We start from the raw sequence: 21,397 nt of genomic DNA, 5'->3' as shown, positions 1-21,397 counted from the left end.
GCGGGGACCTCCTTTTGGGTTCAGTATTGCTCAATGGCGATCTGGCTGGCCGTACCCTCGCCCTGAGGGCCGATGAACAGCCGGACCGCTGAGGAGAAGCTCTCCGGGGAGTCGCTCATGAAATAGCGGGTGGTGCCCTGCCCGGCATCACTGAGCAGATTCATTCGGGTCAGCATATCCCGGGTTTTGAGGGCTGCCTCCCGGCCGGAATCGATCAGGGTCACATCGGGGCCCATCACCTGTGCAATGATGTGGGCGATGAGCGGGTAGTGGGTGCAGCCCAGAATCAGGGTGTCCACCCCTTTGGCGCGGATTTCGTCCAGATACTCGTGGGCAATGGCGGTGGTGATGGGGTCGTTCGGGCCCACATAGCCGTTTTCCACCAGCGGCACGAACATGGGGCAGCTTCTGGTGAAGATCTCGGCATCGGGCAGAATGTCCCGGATGCGGGTCTCGTAGCTGCGGCTGCGGATGCTGGCCGGGGTGGCAATCACGCCGATGCGGCTGTTTTTCGTGGCGGCCGCTGCTGCGGCTACCGCCGCACCCACCACGCCCACATAGGGCACAGGAAGCGCCTCGGTGTAGGATTTGGGCAGGGTGCTGCTCACCGTGCCACAGGCGGCCAGAAGAAATTTCACGTCCTGGCTGAGCAAAAAGCGGATGTCCTGCTCGGCGTACTGGCGAATGGTCTCCGGGCTGCGGGTACCGTAGGGCACCCGGCCGGTGTCGCCGAAGTAGACGATGTCCTCCCCGGGCAGCATGACCTGCAGCTGACGTACCGCCGTCAGGCCGCCCATGCCGGAATCGAACACGCCGATGGGCCGCTTATCCATGGCGTACCCCCGCGCGCTCCAGCGCAAGGCCAATCAGCTCATCCAGCAGCTGATCGATGGGCTTGCCCGCATCTTCCATCAGTTTGGGATACATGCTGATGGAGGTGAAACCGGGCAGGGTGTTGATCTCGTTGAGCAGGATGGTGTCGCCGTTTTCCACGAAAAAGTCCACCCGGGCAAGGCCCTCGCAGCCCAGAGCCCGGTAGGCCTTTTCCGCCTGGGCCTTCACCCGGTCCAGCACCTCCTCGCTCAGGTGAGCGGGGATCACGGTGCGGCTGGTGCCCAGCACGTATTTGTCCTCGTAGGTGTAGAAGGCTTCGCTGGCCAGAATCTCGCCGGGGCGGGTGGAGACGCAGACCTGGTTGCCGATTACCGCGCATTCCACCTCCTGGCCCTGCACAAAGCGCTCAAAGACCACCTTGTTGTCCTCGGCCAGGGCCACCTGAATGGCCTTTTCCAGCTCGGCCCTGTTCGAGGCCTTGCTGATGCCCACGCTGCTGCCCGCGTTGGCGGGCTTCACGAAGATGGGGTAGTGGAGCTTTTCGGCCAGGCGGGCCTCCAGCGCGTCAAAATCCGCGCAGTCGTGCCGGCTGGCCCAGTCCCAGGCGCAGCGGTCGATGTCTGCCGCATCCATCAGGGTGTTGGCCACCGCTTTGTCCATGCAGACGGCGCTTGCCAGTACGCCGCAGCCCACATAGGGAATGCCTGCCAGCTCCAGCAGGCCCTGAACGGTGCCGTCCTCGCCGTTCTTGCCGTGCAGGGCGGGGATCACCACATCCATGGGCAGCACCGCCCAGGTGCCGTCGTGACGGCAGAGCACCAGGCCGTGATCCGAGCGGTCGGGGCTGATCATGCAGGGCACGCAGGAGGGGTCCTGCTCCCAGCTGCCGTCCGCCATTTTTTCAATGGGGCCGGAGTAGTACAGCCACCGGCCGTCCCTGGTGATGCCCACAGTATAAAGATGATAGGAGGAGGGCTTGAGCGCCCGGGCAATGGTGCTTGCCGAAACGCGGCTCACCTCGTGTTCACTGGAAACGCCGCCGAAGAGCAGCGCCACATTGAGTTTGTTCATAGCTGCAAAGACCTTTCTCTCAAAGGGAATAATAAACGCAATTTACTCCAAACATTGAACCGGCCAGAGGCGGTTGCACATAAGTACTCTAATAATACCATAAAAATGCCTTGGCCGCTATGGGCAAAAGGTAAAAGGCGGCCGGGCAGGCCGAAAAAAATCTGTGGGTTTGGTATTGACGGCCCCGGCGGGATGTGCTATGATGATTACACCTCATTTTGCAGGCTTATTTTTTTGTGCCTTTTTTCAGGGTACGGCCTGCAAGCACGAGGGAGGCTAAACAAACCGTTAAATGGAGGTGCCGAAGACAAATGAGAGTGAAAATCACCCTGGCCTGCACTGAGTGCAAACAGCGCAACTACAACACCATGAAGAACAAGAAGAACAGCCCTGACCGGCTCGAGATGAAGAAGTATTGCCGTTTCTGCAAGAAGCATACTGTCCATCGCGAGACCAAGTAAGAAAGGCGGGAACATCCATGGCTGAAAATACTGCCAAGAAGCCCGGTTTTTTTGCTAAGGTCAAAAATTGGTTCAAAGGGATCGGGAAGTTCTTCCGCGACACCAAGAGCGAACTGAAAAAGGTGGTTTGGCCCTCCAAGAGCCAGATCATCAACAACAGCATCGTGGTGCTGGTGGTTATGATCATTTCCGCCATCGTCATCCTGCTGCTTGACCTGCTGTTCGGCGAGGTCATGCATCTGGTGCTGCAGGCCGCTGCAAATCTGTAAAGCGGCCGCATCCTGAAAAGCGGAAGGGAGTAAACGTATGGCAGAACAGGCAATGTGGTATGTTGTGCATACCTATTCCGGTTATGAAAACAAAGTGGCACAGAACCTTGAGACCATCGTGGCCAACCGCCGCCTGCAGGATCTGATCCATGAAGTGAAGGTTCCGGTTATGATGGAGCCCGAAATCAAGGACGGCAAGGAGCGCATGGTCGAGCGCAAAATCTTCCCCGGTTATGTGCTGGTGAAGATGGTCATGACCGACGAAAGCTGGTACATCGTACGCAACTGCCGCGGTGTAACCGGGTTCGTGGGCCCCTCGTCCAAGCCGGTGCCCCTGTCTCAGGCAGAGGTGGACAAGCTGGGCGTGGAGACCGTGACCGAGCCCACTGTGGACTACGAAGTGGGCGACAATGTGGAGATCAACGCAGGTCCTCTGGAGGGCTTCGTGGGTCTTGTGGAAGAGATCGACATGGAGCATCGCAAGGTGCGCGTGAAGGTTTCGATGTTCGGGCGCGAAACGCCCGCAGAACTGGAGCTGGATCAGGTCAAACCCCTGTGACAGCAAAAACCCTTATGGTAAGAGCCGCTATATGCGGTTTTTATAGGGCGCTGGCGGTTGCCGGTGCCCGTGGGAGGGCCGGATAAGCCCGGCCCGCTAGCTTACCACAAATTTTGGAGGTGCATTTAAAATGGCGCAAAAAGTAACTGGCTATATTAAGCTGCAGATCCCCGCCGGCAAAGCGACTCCGGCTCCCCCTGTTGGTCCCGCTCTGGGCCAGCACGGCGTGAACATCATGGCGTTCACCAAGGAATTCAATGAGCGTACCCAGAAGGACATGGGCTACATCATCCCGGTTGTTATCACCGTGTATGCTGACCGTTCCTTCAGCTTCATCACCAAAACTCCTCCGGCCCCTGTGCTGATCAAGAAGGCCTGCGGCATCGAGAGCGGTTCCGGCGTTCCCAACAAGACCAAGGTGGCCACCATCACCAAGGCTCAGCTGGAAGAGATCGCCAAGACCAAGATGCCCGACCTGAATGCTGCCAACCTGGAAAGCGCTGTCAGCATGATCGCCGGCACCTGCCGCAGCATGGGTGTTACCGTAACCGAGTAATCACCCCGCTGGATTCGTGGGAGGAACTTAAATCCGATAGACCACACAGGAGGAAAAAGTAATGAAACATGGTAAACACTATGTCGACAGCGCCAAGCTGATCGACCGCTCTAAGCTGTATGAGGCCGACGAGGCTCTGGCTCTGTGCTGCCAGACCGCCAAGGCCAAGTTTGACGAGACCGTTGAGCTGCACGTCCGCCTGGGCGTTGACAGCCGCCACGCTGACCAGCAGGTTCGCGGCGCTGTTGTGCTGCCTCACGGTACCGGCCGCGACGTTCGCGTTATCGCCATCTGCAAGGGCGATGCCGCCAAGGCCGCTGAGGAAGCCGGCGCGATGATGGTTGGCGACGCTGACCTGATCGCCAAGATCCAGAACGAAGGCTTTGTTGACTTCGACGTTCTGGTTACCACTCCCGACATGATGGGCCAGGTTGGCCGTCTGGGTAAGGTTCTGGGCCCCCGTGGTCTGATGCCCAACCCCAAGGCCGGCACCGTTACTCCCGACATCGGCCGCGCTGTTACCGAAGCCAAGGCCGGTAAGATCGAGTACCGTCTGGACAAGCAGAACATCATCCATGTGCCCGTGGGCAAGGCCAGCTTCGGCGCTGAGAAGCTGGGCGAGAACCTGCGCACCGTGATGGACGCCATCGTGAAGGCCAAGCCCGCTGCTGCGAAGGGCCAGTACATCAAGAGCGCCACCGTGGCTACCACCATGGGCCCTGGCATCAAGATGAACGGCGCCAAGTTCGGCGGCTAATCACAGCCTGACGGCTGCGAGGATGCAGACCGCTGCCCCGCGCAAACCGCGGGGCGGCTTTTTTGCGAAAAATCGCAAAAAATCACTTGACAAATCCGCGCGCTTTGCGGTATACTATTCATGCTGTTTTTAAGACAGCAGGTGCTCATGTGATATAAGGAGCATAAGAGGCCATCCCGCCCGCCTGCCGAGAAGCCGCGTAAATTTGCCTTGTGTATGTTTATGCCCCTTTCTTGGCCAAGCCGGGAAAGGGGCTTTTTGTGCGAAGTAGAAGTTACGAAGGTTTGAAACGAGGTGAATCGAAATGCCCAGTGCAAAAATTCTGAGCGAGAAGCAGGCTTATGTTGCCGCTCTGAAGGAGAAGATCGCCGCTTCCGTTGCCGGTGTGGTCGTTGACTACAAAGGCATCAACGTGGCCGATGATACCAAGCTGCGTAAGGAGCTGCGTGAGGCTGGCGTTGAGTATGCGGTTGTGAAGAACACCATGCTGCGTCTGGCCCTGAAGGATACCGAGCTGGAGGCTATGAGCGAAGTGCTGGAAGGCACCACCGCCATCGCCATCGCCCACGAGGATCCCATGGCTGCTGCCCGCATCCTGTGCAAGTACGCTGAGGCGTCCAAGGGCGCTTACAACGTAAAGATCGGCTACATGGAAGGCGCTGTTATGCCCAAGGAAGAGGTTGAGGCCATCGCCAAGCTGCCCAACCGCGAAGGCATGCTGTCCATGTTTGCTGGCGCTCTCACCAGCACCCTCAGCGGTCTGGCCGTTGCTATGCAGGCCTACGCCGACAAGTGCGAGGAAGAGCCCGCTGCGTAAGTTACGCAATTTCCCGTCCGGGCGGTGCGCATAAGCGCTGCCGCTGAACGAACATCATTTTAAAATTGAGTACATTGGAGGTATATGACAATGGCTTCTGAGAAAATCACCAAAATCATTGACGCTGTTAAAGAGCTGACCGTTCTGGAGCTGAAGGAACTGATCGACACCTACTGCGAAGAGTTCGGCGTTTCCGCCGTGGCTGCTGCTGCTCCCGCTGCTGCTGGCGCTGCTGCTCCCGCTGCTGAGGAGAAGACCGAGTTCGACGTTGTGCTGGCTGAGGTTGGCGCCAACAAGATGGCCGTTATCAAGGCTGTTAAGGAAGCTACCGGTCTGGGCCTGAAGGAGGCCAAGGAGCTGGTTGACAACGCTCCCAAGACCCTGAAGGAAGCTGCTTCCAAGGCTGACGCCGAGGAAATGAAGAAGAAGCTGGAAGAAGCCGGCGCCAAGATCGAGCTGAAGTAAGTTCTGCTTCTTGCCTGATTGAGCATCTGCAAGGCCGCCGCCCGTTTTGGGCGGCGGCTTTTGTTTTGCTTTTTTGCGGGGATAATGCCCAAGGGGCGGGCGACTGCGTCGAAAACTTGTGTATGAAAATATAAAATTTGCGGATAAAATTGAAAATATGATGCGCGTATGCTATACTGATTCACATGTTTTGCAAAAACGTGCGCAAAATTTATATTTTCAGCATAGGGAGGCGATTGCCATGTGCGGCATCGTTGGATATTCGGGAAAGGCCGGCAGTCTGGACGTTCTGCTGGAAGGGCTGCATAAACTGGAATACCGGGGCTATGACTCGGCAGGTGTGGCGTTGAGCTATCCGGATGGCATCCGGGTGGCGAAGGCACAGGGTCGGCTGAGTGCACTGGAGGAAAAGCTGGCCGGGCTGCACCTGCCGGACAGCGGCTGTGGCATCGGCCATACCCGCTGGGCCACCCATGGTGCGCCCAGCGATGTGAACAGCCACCCCCACTCGGCAGCCCGGGTAAGTCTGGTCCACAACGGCATCATCGAAAACTACGCCCAGCTGCGGGAATATCTGGTCCGCAAAGGGTACGAATTCTGCAGTGAGACCGACAGCGAGGTGCTGGTCAAGCTGATGGATCACAACTATCAGGGCGACCCGCTGGATGCCATGCGCCGCACGCTGGCTCAGGTGCGGGGCAGCTATGGCCTTGCCATTCTGTTCCGGGACCGGCCGGGTGTGATCTACGGCGCACGGAAGGACAGCCCGCTCATCGTGGGCTGCGGCGAGGGAGAGAACTTTCTGGCCAGTGACATTCCGGCTCTGCTGCGGCATACCCGCACCTACATCGCGCTGGAGGAGGGCGATATGGTGGAGCTGAAGCCGGACAGCATCCGCCTGTTTGACCGGCTGGGTCAGCCGGTGGAGCGCCCCCGGATGGAAGCTCAGTGGGAAATGGAGGCCGCGGAAAAGGGCGGCTATCCCCATTTCATGCTCAAGGAAATTTACGAGCAGCAGGCGGCATTGCAGGCTACCATCGGTCCCCGTATCAAGGGCGGCCTGCCGGATTTGAGCGAGTGCGGCCTGACCGACGAATATCTGAAAGGGCTGACCGGCATTCACATCGTGGGCTGCGGCACCGCCATGCATGCGGGTATGGTGGGTCGCACCGCCATTGAAAAGATGGCCCGGCTGCCTGCCTTCACCCAGATTGCCAGTGAATTCCGTTACAGCGACCCCATTCTTCATCCGGGGGATCTGGTGGTCATCATCAGCCAGAGCGGCGAAACGCTGGATACGCTGGCGGCCCTGAAGCTGGCGAAGGAAAAGGGCGCCAGAACGCTGGCGGTGGTCAACGTGGTGGGGTCCTCCATCGCCCGCGCAGCAGACTGGACAATCTACACCCACGCCGGGCCGGAGATCGCGGTGGCCAGCACCAAGGCATACAGTGTGCAGCTGGCGGTGATGTATCTGCTGGCGCTGCGGCTGGCACTGGCCCGGGGTACTCTGGACGAGCACGAGGTGGGCTATCTGACCGAGCAGCTGCAAAAAGCCCCCGCGTTGCAGAAGCCGCTGCTGGAAAACTGCGATCAGATCCAGTATCTGGCCAGCCAGTTCATGAACAGCAGCGACCTGTTCTTCATGGGCCGGGGGTTTGACTATTCGCTGTCGCTGGAGGGCAGCCTGAAGCTGAAGGAGATCAGTTATGTGCACAGCGAGGCTTACGCGGCCGGTGAGCTGAAGCACGGCACCATTTCGCTGGTTACCGAGGGTACCCCGGTGATTGCGCTGGCCACTCAGGACGATGTGTTTGAAAAAACGTTGAGCAACGTGAAAGAGGTCAAAACACGGGGCGCACGGGTGATCCTGCTGTGCAAGGAGGAAGCGACGGTGCCTGAGGGTGCGGCGGACTATGTGGTGCGCCTGCCCCGGCTGGAAAGCGTGTTCATGCCGCTTTTGATGATCGTGCCGCTGCAGCTGTTCGCCTATTATATGAGCGTTCTGCGGGGCTGCGACGTGGATAAGCCCCGCAACCTGGCCAAGAGCGTGACCGTGGAATGAGACGTTCCCGGAAATTTACCGGAAACGGACAAAGGGGTTGCAAAGGCTGCGGCAGCTGTTTATAATGGGCCTGAAAACGATTCCAGAAAAGGAGCGTGCAGAAACCATGGAACGGCAATGGTGGCACAACAAGACGGCCTATCAGATCTGGCCGAAAAGCTTTTACGATTCCAACGGCGACGGGGTGGGCGATCTGCCCGGCATCACCGCGAAACTGGATTATCTGAAGGAGCTGGGTGTGGACATCATCTGGCTGTCACCGGTGTACCAGAGTCCGCTGGCGGATCAGGGCTACGATATCTCGGATTATCAGGCCATCGACCCGCGCTTCGGTACCATGGAGGACATGGACCATCTGCTGGAGGAAGCCAAAAAACGGGACATCCGACTGGTGATGGATCTGGTGGTGAACCACTGCTCGGATGAGCACATCTGGTTCCGGAGGGCTGTGGCAGACCCGGAGGGCCCATACGGGCAGTATTTCTACTTCCGCAAGGGCAAAAACGGCAAGCCGCCCTGCAACTGGCGGGGATACTTCGGCGGCAGTGTGTGGAGCCTTGTGCCCGGCCAGACGAATCTGTACTATCTGCATCTCTTCCACAAAAAGCAACCGGATCTGAACTGGGAGAACCCGGCCCTGCGTCGGGAAATTTACAGCATGATCAACTGGTGGCTGGACAAGGGCGTGGCGGGTTTCCGCATCGACGCCATTGTGAACATCAAAAAGGATCTGGGCTTCCGGGATTATCCGGCAGACCGGCCGGACGGCCTTTCCGATTGCCGCAGGATGCTCACCGAGCCCGGCGTGGCCGAGGGGCTGGGGGCGTTTCTGGAAGAGATGAAGCGGGAGACCTTCGCGCCCCACAAGGCCTTCACGGTGGGTGAAGTGTTCGACACCGACCCCGCCCGGCTGGCGGAGTTCATCGGCCCGGAGGGGCACTTCTCCACCATGTTCGACTTCGCGCCCACCTGCCTGGGGAAGGATGCGCAGGGCTGGGCAAGGGCAAAACAGCCCACCACTACCCAGTACCGGGATGCCTGCTTTGCCTCCCAGCGGCAGGCGGCGGGCGTGGGTTTTCTGGCCAACATCATCGAAAACCACGACGAGCCCCGGGGCGTGAGCCATTACCTGCCCCAAGGCGAGGAGGAAAATGAGCAGGCCAAGACCTGCCTTGCCACCGCCAGCGTGCTGCTGCGGGGAATTCCGTTTTTGTATCAGGGGCAGGAGCTGGGCATGACCAACACCCGGTTTGAGAGCATCGGGGATATGGACGATGTGAGCAGCCATGGCGAGTATGCCGCCTGCCTGGATCTGGGCCTGAGCGAAGCCAAGGCGCTGGCTGCCTGCGCCCATTACAGTCGGGACAATGCCCGCACGCCCGTGCAGTGGACTGGTGGCCCCAATGCCGGGTTTACCATCGGAACGCCCTGGATTCGTGTGAACCCCAACTACACCCGCATCAACGCCGAGGAGCAGCAGGCCCGGCCGGATTCGGTACTGAACTGGTACAAAAAGCTGCTGGCCCTGCGCAAAGACCCTCAGTGGGAGGAAGCGCTGGTGTGGGGCGACTGTGAGCCGGTGCTGGAGGAAGAGGAGGGCCTGATGGCCTACCGGCGCACCGGCGGCGGAAAAACGCTGCTGGTGGTCTGCAACCTGAGTGAGCTGCCCCGCAGTCTGGCGCTGCCGGGGATCATCCGTCAGGTACTGCTCAACAATCAGGAAGGCGGCCCGCAGCCGGGCTTCGACCGGTTTGCCGCTCAGCCCTGGCAGGCCGTGGTGCTGGAGATGGAGCCTTGAGGAAAAATACAGACGGATTTTCAACAGAAAAAGCCTGCCGCCGTGGAAAACTCCACGGCGGCAGGCTTTTTGTATATGCGGGCGACAGGGAAATCTCAGGCGGGACGAAGGGCTGCGCGCAGCCGGTCTGCACAGGCGAAGCAGACAAAGACCGGAATGCACAGCAGAAACCAGTAGAAGCTGAATCGGGGGCAGATCTGGCCCCACAGGTTGCCCCACCGGTCGGAGTAATCCCAGATGCCCATGCCCAGCATCCGATTGCAGATAAGCCCCATGGCCAGCTCTAGGCCGGTGGTGCAGCCTGAGCCCACAGCGCAGCGGGCCAGCAGCGGCACCCGGCGGGGAAGGACACAGTCCAGGCCGCGGAGCACCAGCAGGATCACCCCGCCTGCGGCCAGCATGGTCCAGTGGGTATAGCCCCGGTAGAGCAGTTCAATCTGCCCGTAGCCGAAGGCTCCCACAAAGAACAACGTTGTGTTTAGCAGCATAAAAACATCACCCGGGGAATAGTGTTCCCCGGGTGATGCTGTTTTATTTATGAAAAATCAGTCCGCCGATTTTCCGGTGACCTTGCTCAGGTCGGTGAGCAGCTTGTGCTGGCAGTCCCACAGCTTCTGAGAAAGGTCCACATAATACTTGTGGGGATACTCAAAACGGCGCATTTCCTCCCACAGGTTTTCCAGCTGCACGGTGCAGCGTTCCCGAATCTGGGTCACGTTGGGCCGCTCGTAGACCAGCTTGCCGTTCTCGTAGATGGGGGTGGTCAGGCAGACCGCGGAGCAGTTGGTGTAGGTGCGCTCCTTCCAGGTCTGGAAGGGATCGAACAGGGTCAGGCCGTCGCCCACCTCCACCTCTTCGTCATAAACGGTCACATAGTCCGCCATGGCCTTTTTGGTGTAGTGGTCGTAGATGCGCCACACCTTTTTCAGCAGGGGAATGGTCAGCTTTTCGGTGCTCTCGCTTACCTTGATCTTGGGGATGTAGTCCTCGCCGTCCTTCACCGCGGCCAGCTTGTACACACCGCCGAACACCGGATCGCTCTTGGCGGTGATCAGGTTCTCACCAATGCCGAAGCTGTCGATTTTGGCCTCCTGCAAAATCAGATCCCGCACGATGTATTCGTCCAGGCTGTTGGAGGCGCAGATGCCGCAGTCCTCGTAACCGGCAGCGTCCAGCATCTTGCGGGCCTTTTTGGACAGATAGGCAATGTCGCCGGAGTCGATGCGGATGGCCACCGGGCGCTTGCCCTGGGGCTTCAGTACCTCATCGAACACCTTGATGGCGTTGGGCACGCCGCTCTTCATCACGTTATAGGTGTCAACGAGAAGTACACAGGAATCGGGATACAACTCTGCATATTTTTTGAAGGCTTCGTATTCGCTGGGGAACATCTGCACCCAGCTGTGGGCCATGGTACCGGAGGCGGGGATGCCGAAATCACGGGCAGCCATCACACAGCTGGTGGAGGAGCAGCCGCCGATGTAGGCGGCGCGGGCGCCGTAAACAGCGGCGTCGTAGCCCTGAGCCCGGCGGGCGCCGAACTCCATCACCGGGCGGCCCTGGGCGCTGCGCACGATGCGGTTGGCCTTGGTGGCCACCAGGCACTGGTGGTTGATGGTGACCAGCAGCAGGGTCTCCAGCAGCTGGCACTCGATGGAGGGGCCCTCCACGGTTACAATGGGCTCGCGGGGGAAGATGGGGGTGCCTTCGGGAATGGCCCAGATGTTGCAGTGCAGCTTAAAGTGGCTCAGATAGTCCAGGAAGCGCTCGTTGAACACCCCGGTGCCACGCAGGTAGTCGATGTCTTCCTGGGTGAATTTCAGGTTTTCCACCGCATCGATGAAGGTGTCCAGGCCGGCCATGATGGCAAAGCCGCCTCCGTCAGGGATCTTGCGGAAGAACATATCGAACACACTGATTTTGTCCTCGTAGCCTTCCTCCAGGTACCCGGCGGCCATGGTGAGCTCATAAAAGTCCATGATGGTGGTCAGGTTGCGTTTCACATCCAACATAAAGCTCCAACTCTCTCTCAAATGAATTTGGGCCAGGCCGCGGCAAGGGCGGCAGGGCTCTTCACAGCACCCGAAGGGCGCGGGAAACAACAGGTCGCGGTCACAGCGAGGGGCGGCGGGGCCGGCGGTTGCTCTTGCGTGTGGCCTGATAACGGTAATAGAGGAGCACATAGGCAACAACGGTCACAGCGCTCACACAGAGCAGTACCTTGAAGTACAGCCCGCCGAAAAACTCCCCGATTTTGGACAGGGTGAACAGAAGCATGTTGCGGTCCAGATCCCGGTCGGCGGTGAGCTCCACTACGCCGATGGTCTGGCCGGAAAGGGAAAGGGTCACGGTGCCGATCACATCGCCCTTTTTCACCGGGGCGGTGACGTATTCCGGCAGCTGGAAGGTTTTCTGGGTCACGCTTTCATCGGTGTTCTTGGGCAGGATGGTCATCATATCATCTGCGGGGAAGAGCATCACGGTATCGGCGTCGGTGGAATATCTCACCTTTACCTCTGCCAGCGGTTCGCCGGTTTTCATGGCAGGCTGGATGGCGAAATTCTCAAACACCCAGTCCATCAAAAGGCCGGTCTCGTAGGAGGCGGGGTGGTCCTTCTGGTAAGGGTAGGGGTCGCAGGAGACCGGGCTGTTCAGCACTACGCTGATGTAGGTCTCGCCGGTGTCCGGGCTGGTGTGCCAGGCGGCCAGATTCTGCCAGTCCTCCAGCGAGCCGGTTTTGCCGCCCTTGGTATATTTGCGGTAATATTCTGCGCCGGGCCCCTCGTAGATCATCATATTGGTGGTGTAGAGGTTGTAGGGGTTGGAGGCAGAGTAGCGGCTGGGCATGAAGTCCTGGCCCATGTCCCACTTGACGGTGCCCATGATCTCCCGCAGCACGTCAAAGCTCATGGCATAGCGCAAGATCAGGTAAAGATCCCGGGCGGTGGTCACATTGTCGATGCTCATGCCCACCGGGTCCACAAAGGTGGTACCGGTGCAGCCGATCTCCTTGGCCTTGCTGTTCATCATGTAAACGAAGTTGTCGATGTTGCCGCCGCTCACTGTGCTGGCCAGGATCATGGCGGCATCGGCGGCGCTGGGCACCAGGCAGGCGTACAGCAGGCTGCGCAGCGTGTGGGGCTCGCCCAGTCGGATATCCGCATTGGCCAGGGCGCCGTGCTCCAGACCGAAGGTGTAGATGGTGTCCCGAATATAGGCGGAGGACTCGCCGGTCACGGTGTCCAGCTGGTCCTGATACTGCTCCATCACCAGAATGGCGGTCATCAGCTTGGTGGTGCTGGCGGCGGGCAGCGATTCCTCGCTGTTCTTTTCATATACGATGATGTTGGTGTCGGTGTTCACGATGTAGGCGGCCTTGCCGGAAATTTCGAAGGGGGGCTCAAACCCCACCGCCCCGGCGGGCAAAGCGAAAACAGCCGCCATAAAAACCAGAGCGAGCAAAAGCGCGGTGAATTTTTTCATGTGGACTTTTCCTTTTAAACGCGTTAAAATGTTTAGTGCGAAACCGCTCGAACCCGGCGCCGGAAGGCGGGGGAACGCGGTGGGACAAACGGGCAGAATGCCCGAAAAAAGCGATTTGATCCCGGGCAGAATGCCCAGTGATTTACCTTGTATTATAGCATTTTTTACAGGGTTTATAAAGTGTTTTTCTGGTGAAAGGTGGGCGGTAAGGCTTGATTTATGTGACCGGCGATATCCACGGTGAGGTGGAACGTTTTTCGGAAAAAGAGATAAAGCGGCTGAAAAAACAGGATACTCTGATCGTGCTGGGGGATTTTGGCTTTTTGTGGAGCGGCGACAAGGCGGAACAGAAAAAGCTGAAATGGCTGCAAAAGCGCCGCTACCAGCTTTTGTTCATCGATGGCTGCCACGAGAATTTTGACCTGCTGAAGGAATATCCCGAGGTGGACTACATGGGCGGCCGGGCCCGGCACATCGGCGGCAATCTGTATTACATCGAGCGGGGCAGCATTCTGGAGATCGAGGGCAAGAAGCTGCTGTGCTTCGGCGGGGCCGAAAGCTGGGACAAGGAGGACCGGGACGAGGGCATCAACTGGTGGCGTGCCGAGCTGCCCACCAGCGAAGAGCTGAAAACCTGCGCGGACAATCTGGAAGCCGCCGGCTGGCAGGTGGATTATATCCTCACCCACGACGCACCCCTGAAAATTCTGGAATTCGCCCAGCTGATGCAGGGCCAGCCCAACTGGCTGCACACCTTCTTCGGCCAGATCATGGACAAGGCTCAGTATAAAAAATGGCTGTTCGGCCGCTACCACAAGGACCGTAAGCTGGGCACCAAGACCCAGGCGGTATTCTGCGATGTGATTCCGCTGGAGGACTGAGCTGCCTTTGAAAGTATGGCCCGGTGCGCAGCAAGACAAACCGGGCGGCAGCAGCGCATGGAAGCCTTGTGAAATTTGCGCGGACGGGCAGGATGCAGAAAATCATAACCCCACGTTGAACGTGGGGTTTGCAGAACGGCCCTATAAGGGCCATTATTCCAGCAGCACCTAAAGGTGCATAATGAGCAACGCCAACCGCATTTGGCGTTGCTTTTTTACTTCTTTCTTCTACTGTCGGTCGGGATCTCCGGTGAATCATCATCAAGATCTGCTATATTTTTGAACGGGTCTTCATATTCTCTGAAACTCAGCTGATCGCTCATCTGATCTTGCATTTCCTGTTCTTGGATGTACTTGCGGATCTTTGCCTCATTTCCTCCAACCGTATTTACATAGTACCCTTTTGCCCAAAACACTCTCCTTCCATATTTGTACTTTAGATTCGCATGCCTCTCAAAAATCATCAACGTACTCTTGCCTTTCAAGTATCCCATAAAATCTGCTACCGCCAATTTCGGCGGAATCGATACGAGCATATGAATGTGGTCTGGCATTGCATGCCCCTCAATGATTTCCACATGCTTGTAATCACAAAGCATCCTCAGGATTTTTCCAATATCTTTTCTTAATTTCCCGTAAATCACCTTTCTGCGATACTTTGGCACCAGCACAATGTGATATTTGCAATTCCAACTCGTATGTGATAAACTTTTTTCGTCCATATGGATGAACCTCCTTTTGCTTTTGTGCGGTTGGCGTTACCCGCTTCTATTGTAGCAAAAGGAGGTTCTTTTTTACCGTTTCAACGCTCGTGCTCTTCTCGTCCACAAGCATAGCTTGTGGCTTTCTAGTTAACCGGAGACCTCTTTCGGCTTGTGCCGAAAGAGGCTTTTTTGTTATAATAAAACAACACGGAACAGGCGAAAGGAGAAAGCGGATGCACCGAAAAAATGATCGGTCGGGAAATGCACAGAACGAAAGCTGGATGCGCCTGCACTGCTATATGACCGGTGCGCTTACGCTGGCAGCCGCCGTGCTGGAGCTGATCATGGCCTTTGCCCTGAACCGGATCGAAGGGTTTGTGAGCGCTGAACCGGTTCTCTATATCATCAAATATCTGATTACGCCGGTGACCATCAACTGTGTGCTGGTACTGGTGGGAATGCTGGCGATGAAAAGCCGGTGGTTGAGCAGGCAGACCCGGCAGACCATGGTTTCTCTTTGTATGGCAGGCGTCTGCCTGGTGCTGTATGAAGTGCACAGTCTGTTTCCGGCGCTGATTCTGCTGCCGGTGGTGGCCATTATGCTCACCACCTCCTACGGGGATTATCGGCTCACCTCCATCACCGCCGGCGTGTGCCTGCTGGGGGTACCGGTGGTGGATCTGCTGGTGGTGTGGGATTCCACCCAGCGTCACCGGCTGGAAAATACGGAAAATCGAATCAACTGGCTGTTGAGCATCGTGATGCTGCTGGGGTGCTATCTGCTGTGTCTGGCATCCATTTATTATGAGCGGCAGCGGATCCAGCAGGCGGCCCGGCAGGAGTGGGGGCTCCGGCGGGATGGCCTGACCGGCCTGCTCAACCGCACCGCGCTGAACGACCGGCTGGGCCAATTGTGTGCCGGCGGCCAGGGGGTGCTGGTGATGGTGGATCTGGATGGTTTCAAGCAGCTGAACGACACCATGGGCCACCTGAAGGGAGATGCCTGCCTGCAGAAGGTGGCGGCGATTCTGCGCAGCCGTGCCGGGGAGGAGGCTGCCTTCCGCTACGGCGGCGATGAGTTCTGTCTGGTGTTCCATGCGCCGGAGCTGCGGCGCATCGTGCAGGCATGCGAGCAGATTGGCCGCAGTCTGGAGGAGATGGAGGATTTTTCGCCCTGTCGGGTGGGCGCCAGCTTCGGCGTGGCGGAATACCGCCCGGGCATGACCCCTGCCCAGCTGCTCAAAAACGCGGACAGCGCCCTTTACCGGGCAAAGGAAAAACGGGGGAGCGTCTGCCTGTGGAAGGAGCAGACGGAATAAAAACGAAAACAGCGCCGGGGCAAGCCAGACGGTTTGCCTCGGCGCTGCTGTTTTCGGATCAGTCGGTCACGTCGGTGGGGGATTTGATGGTCTGCTCCGGGCGCTTTGCCAGCACCCGGCTGTTGGCGGGCACAGACTCGGTGATGAAGGTGCCGCCGCCGATGGTGGTGTTCTCACCGATCACGGTCTCGCCGCCCAGCACCGAGGCGCCGGAGTAAATGGTCACATTGTCGCACACGGTGGGATGGCGCTTCACGCCCATCAGCTGCTGGCCCCCGCGGGTGGACAGCGCACCCAGGGTGACCCCCTGATACAGCTTCACATGATTGCCGATCACGGTGGTCTCGCCGATGACCACACCGGTGCCGTGGTCGATGAAGAAGTATTCACCGATCTGTGCGCCGGGATTGATGTCGATGCCGGTGCTGCTGTGGGCGTATTCGGTCATGATGCGGGGGATGTAGGGCACGTTCTGCAGATACAGCTCGTGGGCCACCCGGTAGATGTAGATGGCGTAGAAGCCCGGGTAGCAGAAGATGATTTCCTCCCGGCTTTTGGCGGCGGGATCGCCCTCAAAGCCGGCCTGCACATCCTTCAGAAGGGTCTGCTGCAAAGCGGGCAGCTTTTCAAAAAACGCGGCGCACACCTCGTCGGCCCGGGGCTCGGTGTGCAGCTGGCAGCCGTCCTCGCCGCATTCATACAGAAGAGCAGTGGCCAGCAGCGCGCGCAGGTCGTCGTACAGCCGGTCCAGCCGGTAGCCGGCGTAGTGGTCGCCAAAATCGCCCAGGCGGCTGCCGGGGCCGTAATAGCCGGGGAAGATGATCTCCTTCAGATCCCGCAGGATGTTGATCACCGCCTTGCGGTTGGGCAGCTCCATGCCCTGCTTGAGGGTGAGCAGCTCGTGACTCTGGTAATTTTCGTTCAGGCCCTGCACCGTTTTCTGGATGGCCCGATGTTTGATCTCGTTCATAAAAGGCTCCTTTCGCCGGAGAACCGGCCCTTTGCCGCCTCAGGCGGCCGGACGGAGGGGGAATAGTTTAATCATACCTGTTTGGGCGGGATACGTCAATGAAAAGCAGGTAAAAAGGAACCGGGGGGCGCACTTTCGTGCGCCCCCCGGCCCCTGTGTGAAAACAGAAAAAAGGAAACGATATGAAAAATCGGAATCGGTTTGGGATGGGATCAGGCCTGGGTCTTTTCGCCCAGAACCACATTCAGGGTAATCAGCTCGCCGCCCCGGTCTACCTGCACCTGAACGGTGTCGCCGGCAGCATAATCCTGCAGGGCGTTGGTCACATCAGTGGCGGTGGTCACGGTCTTGGTGCCCACACTCACGATGCGGTCGCCCACCTTCATGCCGGCGTTGGCAGCGCCGCTGCCCTCACTCACGCTCTGCACATAGGCGCCCAGAGTGGAAACGCCGTACTGCATGGCGGTCTGTGCGTCGGTAATGCTTACCACGGTGATGCCCAGAGCAGGACGACCGGTCACATAACCGTTTTCAATCAGATCCTGCGCAACGGATTTCACGGTGTTGATGGGAATGGCGAAGCCCAGACCCTCGGCGTTTTCATCGGCATTCTTTGCGTTTACAATACCGATCAGCTCGCCTCTGGAGTTGAACAGACCGCCGCCGGAGTTACCCGGGCTGATGGCAGCGCTGGTCTGGATCAGATTCATGGTGTTGCCTTCCACCGTTACGCTGCGGTTCAGCGCGCTGATGATGCCGTCGGTGGAGGTCACACCCAGGTTGCTGGGGTTGCCAACCGCGATGGCGGTTTCGCCGATGGCGATGGTGTCGGAATCGCCCAGAACTGCCGGGGTCAGGCCGGTGGCATCGATCTTGATGACTGCGATGTCGCTCTGGGAATCCGCACCCACCAGAGTGGCGTTATAGGTGGTGCCGTCGTTCAGCTTTACGGTGATCTGTTCGGCGCCCTCCACCACATGGTTGTTGGTGATGATGTAGCCGTCCTCCGTGTAGATTACGCCGCTGCCCGCGCCGCTAACGATCTGCTGGCCACCCCAGAAGCCGTAGCTGGTGGTGACCATCTGCTCGGTGGTGATCTCCACCACGCTGGGGGTAATGGAGTTGATCACGCTCACCAGCGGATCCAGAGAAGTGGAGCCGTCGGTGCTGCTGGTGGCGGTGCCGGAGGGATTGGCGCTCTGATATACGATGCGGGCGCTGCTGGTCTTATCGGCCAGATAGAAGCCTGCGTAGCCACCGCCGAAGCTCACGCCTGCAACCAGCACCAGAGCCAGCGCACCTGCGCCGATTTTCTTCAGGTGGGGGTGCCGCTTTTTCATGCGGGGAGGCTGGGGCTCGCCGCCCATGGGGGCGGAGGGGCCACCGGGCATTGTGTAGCCGGGGGCGGTGTAGTTGGCGCCGGCGCCCATGGAGGGCTCGCCGCTGGGGCCGATGGGGGTGTAGGAAGCGGGGGTGGGATTGCTGCCGCCGCTGCCCGGATAGGTACCGGAATAATCATATTCCCATTTGTTTTCCATGTTTATCATCCTTTCAGGTGAACAGGGGGTCCGGGGCGTCTGTCCGATTGAAATGCCGCTCTTGCGGCCCCTTGCTTATCGTTCTGGTTATAGTTTATCCGGCCGCCGTGAAAAACATTTTATGGCCGGGTGAAAAAAATGTGAAATCCATGTATAATTGGTATGGTTCCGGGCATCGGACTATGCCGGGAAGCTGATTCTATAAGAATATCATATTTGGAAAGGCAGGGCAATGGCGTGCGGGTGATACGCGAGGGAGAAGAATTCCTGTTATATAAGGAAAAGCTGCTTGTGGGGCGATGCGGATGCACTCGTCAGAACGAGGGCTGGCGGCTGGGGCCCCTGTGGGTGGATCCGGCCTGGCGGCGCCGCGGTTACGGCAGTTTTCTTCTGCGTCAGGTGCTGAAAGCCACCGGCGGATATGCCGGCGAAAGCCTGCATCTGCTGGAGCTGCCGAACGGCGATGCAGAGAAGGCGCTGGCGGAAAAATTCGGTTTTGCCCCCGCCGGAAATCTCTGGCGCAGACGGCGGGTGCCGGATCCCACTGCCGTGGGTCTGACCCATGATTTCCTGCGGCAGAATCTGTTGCCCGGCGGCTTTTTTGTGGACGCCACCTGCGGCAACGGGGGCGACACCGAATTTCTGTGCCGGCTGGCAGGCCCGGAGGGCCGGGTGCTGGCGCTGGATCTGCAGCAGCAGGCGGTGGACAACACCAATGCCCGGCTGGCTGCGGCAGGGCTTTCCGGTATCGGCCGGGCGGTGCAGGCGGATCATGCGGAGCTGGCAAAGCTGGTGGAGCCAAACACGGCGGACTGCGTGATGTTCAACTTTGGCTATCTGCCCGGGGCGGACCACAGCCTGTTCACCACCCCCAAAAGCAGCCTGCCCGCGGTGAAGGCTGCGCTGGACGCACTGCGCCCCGGCGGAATTCTGGCGGCCTGCCTGTACAGCGGCGGCCCCAACGGCGACGGGGAAAAAACCGCCCTGCTGGAATTTTTCCGCAATCTGCCCATCCGGGAATACACGGTGCTGGTGTGCGAGTTCGCCAACTGGGCCCCCACCGCGCCGCTGCCCTGCCTTGTGCGCAAAAAGGGCTGGTGAAATGCCCGAAAACCCTTTGTTTTTGCGGTTTTCCCCTTGCCAAAGCCCTTTTGAATGTAATAATATATAGAGTGTTGTGTTTTTAAGGACCAAACCCCGCGCGGCGCGTGTGCGCCGCCCCAGAATATAAGGAGGACAAGCATCTATGGCCGATTTACGGCAAGAGATCCAACGCCGGCGCACCTTTGCAATCATCAGCCACCCGGACGCCGGTAAGACCACCCTCACCGAAAAGCTGCTGCTGTACGGCGGCGCGATCCAGCAGGCAGGCAGCGTTAAGGGCAAGCAGAGCGCCCGCCACGCGGTCAGCGACTGGATGGAGATCGAGAAACAGCGTGGTATCTCGGTTACCAGTTCGGTGCTGCAGTTTGAATACGACGGAAAATGCGTCAACATCCTGGATACCCCCGGTCACCAGGACTTCTCGGAGGATACCTACCGCACCCTGATGGCTGCCGACGCGGCGGTCATGGTCATCGACGCCGCCAAGGGCGTTGAGGCCCAGACCATCAAGCTGTTCAAGGTCTGCACCCTGCGGCACATCCCCATTTTCACCTTCATCAACAAGATGGACCGGGAAGCCCGGGACCCCTTCGATCTGATGGAAGAGATCGAGAACATTCTGGGCATCCAGACCTATCCCATGAACTGGCCCATCGGCTGCGGCAAGGAGTTCAAGGGCGTGTTCGACCGGGAAAGCCGTCACATTCTGGCCTTCCAGAGCGACGGCAAGGCCAACGGCGTGAAGATTCTGGACAAGATCGAGGCCGAGCTGGGCGATCCCAGCCTGGACGAGCTGATCACCGCCCCGCTGCATGAAAAGCTGGCGGAGGACATCGAGCTGCTGGACGGCGCCAGCTACGACTTCGACATGGACGCCGTACAGACCGGCCGCCTGAGCCCGGTATTCTTTGGTTCCGCGCTGACCAACTTCGGTGTGGAGCCCTTCCTGAAGGAGTTTTTGCGCCTGTCTCCCAGCCCGCTGCCCCGCAAAAGCGGCGACGAGCTGATCGAGCCCGCCCAGAATACCTTCTCCGGCTTCATCTTCAAGATTCAGGCCAACATGAACAAGGCCCACCGGGACCGCATCGCCTTCATGCGCATCTGCTCGGGCAAATTCGAGCGCGGCATGGAGGTCACCCATGTGCAGGGCGGCAAGAAGATCAAGCTGGCCCAGTCCACCCAGCTGATGGCCCAGGATCGGGCCACTGTGGACGAGGCTTACGCCGGCGACATCATCGGTCTGTTTGACCCGGGCATCTTCTCCATCGGCGACACCCTGTGCACCGGCAAGGAAAAGATCCAGTATGCGGGCATCCCCACCTTCGCGCCCGAGCATTTTGCCCGGATCACCCAGGTGGACACCATGAAGCGCAAGCAGTTTGTGAAGGGCATGGAGCAGGTGGCCCAGGAGGGCGCCATCCAGATCTTCCGCGAGCTGAACGGCGGCATGGAAGAAGTGATCGTGGGCGTTGTGGGCGTTCTGCAGTTCGAGGTGCTGGAGTACCGGCTGAAGAACGAGTACAATGTGGACATCCGCATGCAGAAGCTGCCCTTCGAGCACATTCGCTGGATCGAGAACGAGGATCTGGATCCGAAGGATCTGGACCTGACCAGCGACACCAAGCGCATCGAGGACCTGAAGGGCAACAAGCTGCTGCTCTTCACCACCCCCTGGGCCATCAACTGGGCTCAACAGCACAACGAGGGCCTGGAACTCAGCGAGTTCGGCAACGTGTGATTTTCAAACAG

General features: G+C 58.9%; 21 protein-coding genes. 13 read left to right on the top strand and 8 right to left on the bottom strand.

Going from position 1 to position 21,397, the window contains the following annotated elements; all coding sequences use genetic code 11:
• Window positions 1-20 precede the first annotated feature (20 nt).
• Together murI and ACESYO_RS07625 are read right to left on the bottom strand one after the other, a co-directional pair.
• A complete protein-coding gene (murI, locus tag ACESYO_RS07630; protein ID WP_346672607.1) occupies window positions 21-833 on the bottom strand; it encodes a glutamate racemase in 813 nt (270 codons plus the stop codon).
• Window positions 826-1,905, bottom strand: a complete 1,080-nt coding sequence (locus ACESYO_RS07625) for a D-alanine--D-alanine ligase family protein (protein WP_373209700.1) — start codon at window positions 1,903-1,905, stop codon at window positions 826-828. Before ACESYO_RS07625 ends, murI begins: the two co-directional genes overlap by 8 nt.
• Window positions 1,906-2,216: 311 nt before the next feature.
• On the opposite strand from ACESYO_RS07625, the gene rpmG reads away from it, so the two are divergent.
• From rpmG to ACESYO_RS07580, 9 genes are all read left to right on the top strand, one after another.
• Window positions 2,217-2,366: a 50S ribosomal protein L33 gene (gene rpmG, locus ACESYO_RS07620; RefSeq protein ID WP_058963484.1), complete on the top strand. Its 150-nt coding sequence runs from the start codon at window positions 2,217-2,219 to the stop codon at window positions 2,364-2,366.
• A 17-nt stretch (window positions 2,367-2,383) separates the two neighbouring features.
• A complete protein-coding gene (secE, locus tag ACESYO_RS07615) occupies window positions 2,384-2,635 on the top strand; it encodes a preprotein translocase subunit SecE (protein ID WP_276871798.1) in 252 nt (83 codons plus the stop codon).
• Window positions 2,636-2,672: 37 nt separating this feature from the next.
• Window positions 2,673-3,194 carry a transcription termination/antitermination protein NusG gene (nusG, locus tag ACESYO_RS07610; protein ID WP_276871797.1) on the top strand — a complete coding sequence of 174 codons (522 nt, stop codon included), beginning with the start codon at window positions 2,673-2,675 and terminating at the stop codon, window positions 3,192-3,194.
• Between the two features lie 130 nt (window positions 3,195-3,324).
• Window positions 3,325-3,750 (top strand): 50S ribosomal protein L11, encoded by a 426-nt coding sequence (gene rplK / locus ACESYO_RS07605; RefSeq protein WP_058963487.1) that lies wholly within the window; start codon window positions 3,325-3,327, stop codon window positions 3,748-3,750.
• A 61-nt stretch (window positions 3,751-3,811) separates the two neighbouring features.
• Window positions 3,812-4,507, top strand: a complete 696-nt coding sequence (rplA, locus tag ACESYO_RS07600) for a 50S ribosomal protein L1 (RefSeq protein ID WP_087181889.1) — start codon at window positions 3,812-3,814, stop codon at window positions 4,505-4,507.
• A 304-nt stretch (window positions 4,508-4,811) separates the two neighbouring features.
• Window positions 4,812-5,324 carry a 50S ribosomal protein L10 gene (gene rplJ / locus ACESYO_RS07595; protein ID WP_058963489.1) on the top strand — a complete coding sequence of 171 codons (513 nt, stop codon included), beginning with the start codon at window positions 4,812-4,814 and terminating at the stop codon, window positions 5,322-5,324.
• A gap of 90 nt (window positions 5,325-5,414) precedes the next feature.
• Window positions 5,415-5,789, top strand: coding sequence for a 50S ribosomal protein L7/L12 (gene rplL, locus ACESYO_RS07590; RefSeq protein ID WP_058963490.1), 375 nt, complete (start codon window positions 5,415-5,417; stop codon window positions 5,787-5,789).
• Window positions 5,790-6,030: 241 nt separating this feature from the next.
• A complete protein-coding gene (glmS, locus tag ACESYO_RS07585) occupies window positions 6,031-7,851 on the top strand; it encodes a glutamine--fructose-6-phosphate transaminase (isomerizing) (protein WP_346671783.1) in 1,821 nt (606 codons plus the stop codon).
• 106 nt (window positions 7,852-7,957) lie between these two features.
• Window positions 7,958-9,649, top strand: coding sequence for an alpha-glucosidase (locus tag ACESYO_RS07580; protein WP_373209701.1), 1,692 nt, complete (start codon window positions 7,958-7,960; stop codon window positions 9,647-9,649).
• A gap of 95 nt (window positions 9,650-9,744) precedes the next feature.
• Here ACESYO_RS07580 and ACESYO_RS07575 read toward each other — a convergent pair whose 3' ends face one another.
• The 3 genes from ACESYO_RS07575 to ACESYO_RS07565 all read right to left on the bottom strand — a co-directional run bounded on the left by ACESYO_RS07575 (window position 9,745) and on the right by ACESYO_RS07565 (window position 13,132).
• Entirely contained in the window at window positions 9,745-10,137 is a 393-nt protein-coding gene (locus ACESYO_RS07575) for a putative ABC transporter permease (RefSeq protein WP_373209702.1), read from the bottom strand.
• Window positions 10,138-10,194: 57 nt separating this feature from the next.
• A complete protein-coding gene (locus ACESYO_RS07570; RefSeq protein WP_317408249.1) occupies window positions 10,195-11,661 on the bottom strand; it encodes a nicotinate phosphoribosyltransferase in 1,467 nt (488 codons plus the stop codon).
• Window positions 11,662-11,761: 100 nt separating this feature from the next.
• On the bottom strand, window positions 11,762-13,132 hold the full coding sequence (locus ACESYO_RS07565; RefSeq protein ID WP_373209703.1) for a D-alanyl-D-alanine carboxypeptidase family protein: 1,371 nt from the start codon (window positions 13,130-13,132) through the stop codon (window positions 11,762-11,764).
• 221 nt (window positions 13,133-13,353) lie between these two features.
• Between ACESYO_RS07565 and ACESYO_RS07560 the strand changes: the two genes are divergently transcribed.
• A complete protein-coding gene (locus tag ACESYO_RS07560; protein WP_242868324.1) occupies window positions 13,354-14,013 on the top strand; it encodes a metallophosphoesterase in 660 nt (219 codons plus the stop codon).
• A gap of 215 nt (window positions 14,014-14,228) precedes the next feature.
• On the opposite strand, the gene tnpA is transcribed toward ACESYO_RS07560, so the two are convergent.
• Window positions 14,229-14,735 (bottom strand): IS200/IS605 family transposase, encoded by a 507-nt coding sequence (tnpA, locus tag ACESYO_RS07555; RefSeq protein ID WP_087181272.1) that lies wholly within the window; start codon window positions 14,733-14,735, stop codon window positions 14,229-14,231.
• A gap of 215 nt (window positions 14,736-14,950) precedes the next feature.
• On the opposite strand from tnpA, the gene ACESYO_RS07550 reads away from it, so the two are divergent.
• Entirely contained in the window at window positions 14,951-16,036 is a 1,086-nt protein-coding gene (locus ACESYO_RS07550; protein ID WP_373209704.1) for a GGDEF domain-containing protein, read from the top strand.
• Window positions 16,037-16,094: 58 nt separating this feature from the next.
• Here the strand turns inward: ACESYO_RS07550 and ACESYO_RS07545 are convergent, their stop codons facing one another.
• Both ACESYO_RS07545 and ACESYO_RS07540 read right to left on the bottom strand, forming a co-directional pair.
• On the bottom strand, window positions 16,095-17,006 hold the full coding sequence (locus ACESYO_RS07545; protein WP_058963497.1) for a serine O-acetyltransferase: 912 nt from the start codon (window positions 17,004-17,006) through the stop codon (window positions 16,095-16,097).
• Window positions 17,007-17,218: 212 nt separating this feature from the next.
• Window positions 17,219-18,544 carry a S1C family serine protease gene (locus ACESYO_RS07540; RefSeq protein ID WP_283128421.1) on the bottom strand — a complete coding sequence of 442 codons (1,326 nt, stop codon included), beginning with the start codon at window positions 18,542-18,544 and terminating at the stop codon, window positions 17,219-17,221.
• 237 nt (window positions 18,545-18,781) lie between these two features.
• Here ACESYO_RS07540 and ACESYO_RS07535 point away from each other — a divergent pair, with 237 nt between their 5' ends.
• Together ACESYO_RS07535 and ACESYO_RS07530 are read left to right on the top strand one after the other, a co-directional pair.
• Complete coding sequence (locus ACESYO_RS07535; RefSeq protein ID WP_373211236.1) at window positions 18,782-19,645, top strand: GNAT family N-acetyltransferase; 864 nt, start codon at window positions 18,782-18,784, stop codon at window positions 19,643-19,645.
• Window positions 19,646-19,790: 145 nt separating this feature from the next.
• The gene (locus ACESYO_RS07530; protein ID WP_346672186.1) at window positions 19,791-21,386 is read left to right on the top strand and encodes a peptide chain release factor 3; all 1,596 of its coding nucleotides are present in this window, start codon (window positions 19,791-19,793) and stop codon (window positions 21,384-21,386) included.
• Window positions 21,387-21,397: the final 11 nt, after the last annotated feature.

Origin of the sequence: Allofournierella massiliensis (assembly GCF_964241245.1) — a bacterium.
GTDB lineage: Bacteria > Bacillota > Clostridia > Oscillospirales > Ruminococcaceae > Allofournierella > Allofournierella massiliensis.
Note: the sequence above shows the minus strand (reverse complement) of the source record. Positions and strands in the feature narration are given on the sequence as shown.

Bases quoted from the DNA above. Each gene is read 5' to 3' on its own strand.
- rplJ (WP_058963489.1), top strand. From the start codon at position 4,812: ATGCCCAGTGCAAAAATTCTGAGCGAGAAGCAGGCTTATGTTGCCGCT.
- rpmG (WP_058963484.1), top strand. From the start codon at position 2,217: ATGAGAGTGAAAATCACCCTGGCCTGCACTGAGTGCAAACAGCGCAAC.
- ACESYO_RS07540 (WP_283128421.1), bottom strand. From the start codon at position 18,544: ATGGAAAACAAATGGGAATATGATTATTCCGGTACCTATCCGGGCAGC.
- ACESYO_RS07530 (WP_346672186.1), top strand. From the start codon at position 19,791: ATGGCCGATTTACGGCAAGAGATCCAACGCCGGCGCACCTTTGCAATC.
- murI (WP_346672607.1), bottom strand. From the start codon at position 833: ATGGATAAGCGGCCCATCGGCGTGTTCGATTCCGGCATGGGCGGCCTG.
- rplA (WP_087181889.1), top strand. From the start codon at position 3,812: ATGAAACATGGTAAACACTATGTCGACAGCGCCAAGCTGATCGACCGC.
- tnpA (WP_087181272.1), bottom strand. From the start codon at position 14,735: ATGGACGAAAAAAGTTTATCACATACGAGTTGGAATTGCAAATATCAC.
- ACESYO_RS07575 (WP_373209702.1), bottom strand. From the start codon at position 10,137: ATGCTGCTAAACACAACGTTGTTCTTTGTGGGAGCCTTCGGCTACGGG.
- ACESYO_RS07580 (WP_373209701.1), top strand. From the start codon at position 7,958: ATGGAACGGCAATGGTGGCACAACAAGACGGCCTATCAGATCTGGCCG.
- glmS (WP_346671783.1), top strand. From the start codon at position 6,031: ATGTGCGGCATCGTTGGATATTCGGGAAAGGCCGGCAGTCTGGACGTT.
- rplL (WP_058963490.1), top strand. From the start codon at position 5,415: ATGGCTTCTGAGAAAATCACCAAAATCATTGACGCTGTTAAAGAGCTG.
- ACESYO_RS07565 (WP_373209703.1), bottom strand. From the start codon at position 13,132: ATGAAAAAATTCACCGCGCTTTTGCTCGCTCTGGTTTTTATGGCGGCT.
- ACESYO_RS07545 (WP_058963497.1), bottom strand. From the start codon at position 17,006: ATGAACGAGATCAAACATCGGGCCATCCAGAAAACGGTGCAGGGCCTG.
- ACESYO_RS07625 (WP_373209700.1), bottom strand. From the start codon at position 1,905: ATGAACAAACTCAATGTGGCGCTGCTCTTCGGCGGCGTTTCCAGTGAA.
- nusG (WP_276871797.1), top strand. From the start codon at position 2,673: ATGGCAGAACAGGCAATGTGGTATGTTGTGCATACCTATTCCGGTTAT.
- secE (WP_276871798.1), top strand. From the start codon at position 2,384: ATGGCTGAAAATACTGCCAAGAAGCCCGGTTTTTTTGCTAAGGTCAAA.
- ACESYO_RS07570 (WP_317408249.1), bottom strand. From the start codon at position 11,661: ATGTTGGATGTGAAACGCAACCTGACCACCATCATGGACTTTTATGAG.
- rplK (WP_058963487.1), top strand. From the start codon at position 3,325: ATGGCGCAAAAAGTAACTGGCTATATTAAGCTGCAGATCCCCGCCGGC.
- ACESYO_RS07550 (WP_373209704.1), top strand. From the start codon at position 14,951: ATGCACCGAAAAAATGATCGGTCGGGAAATGCACAGAACGAAAGCTGG.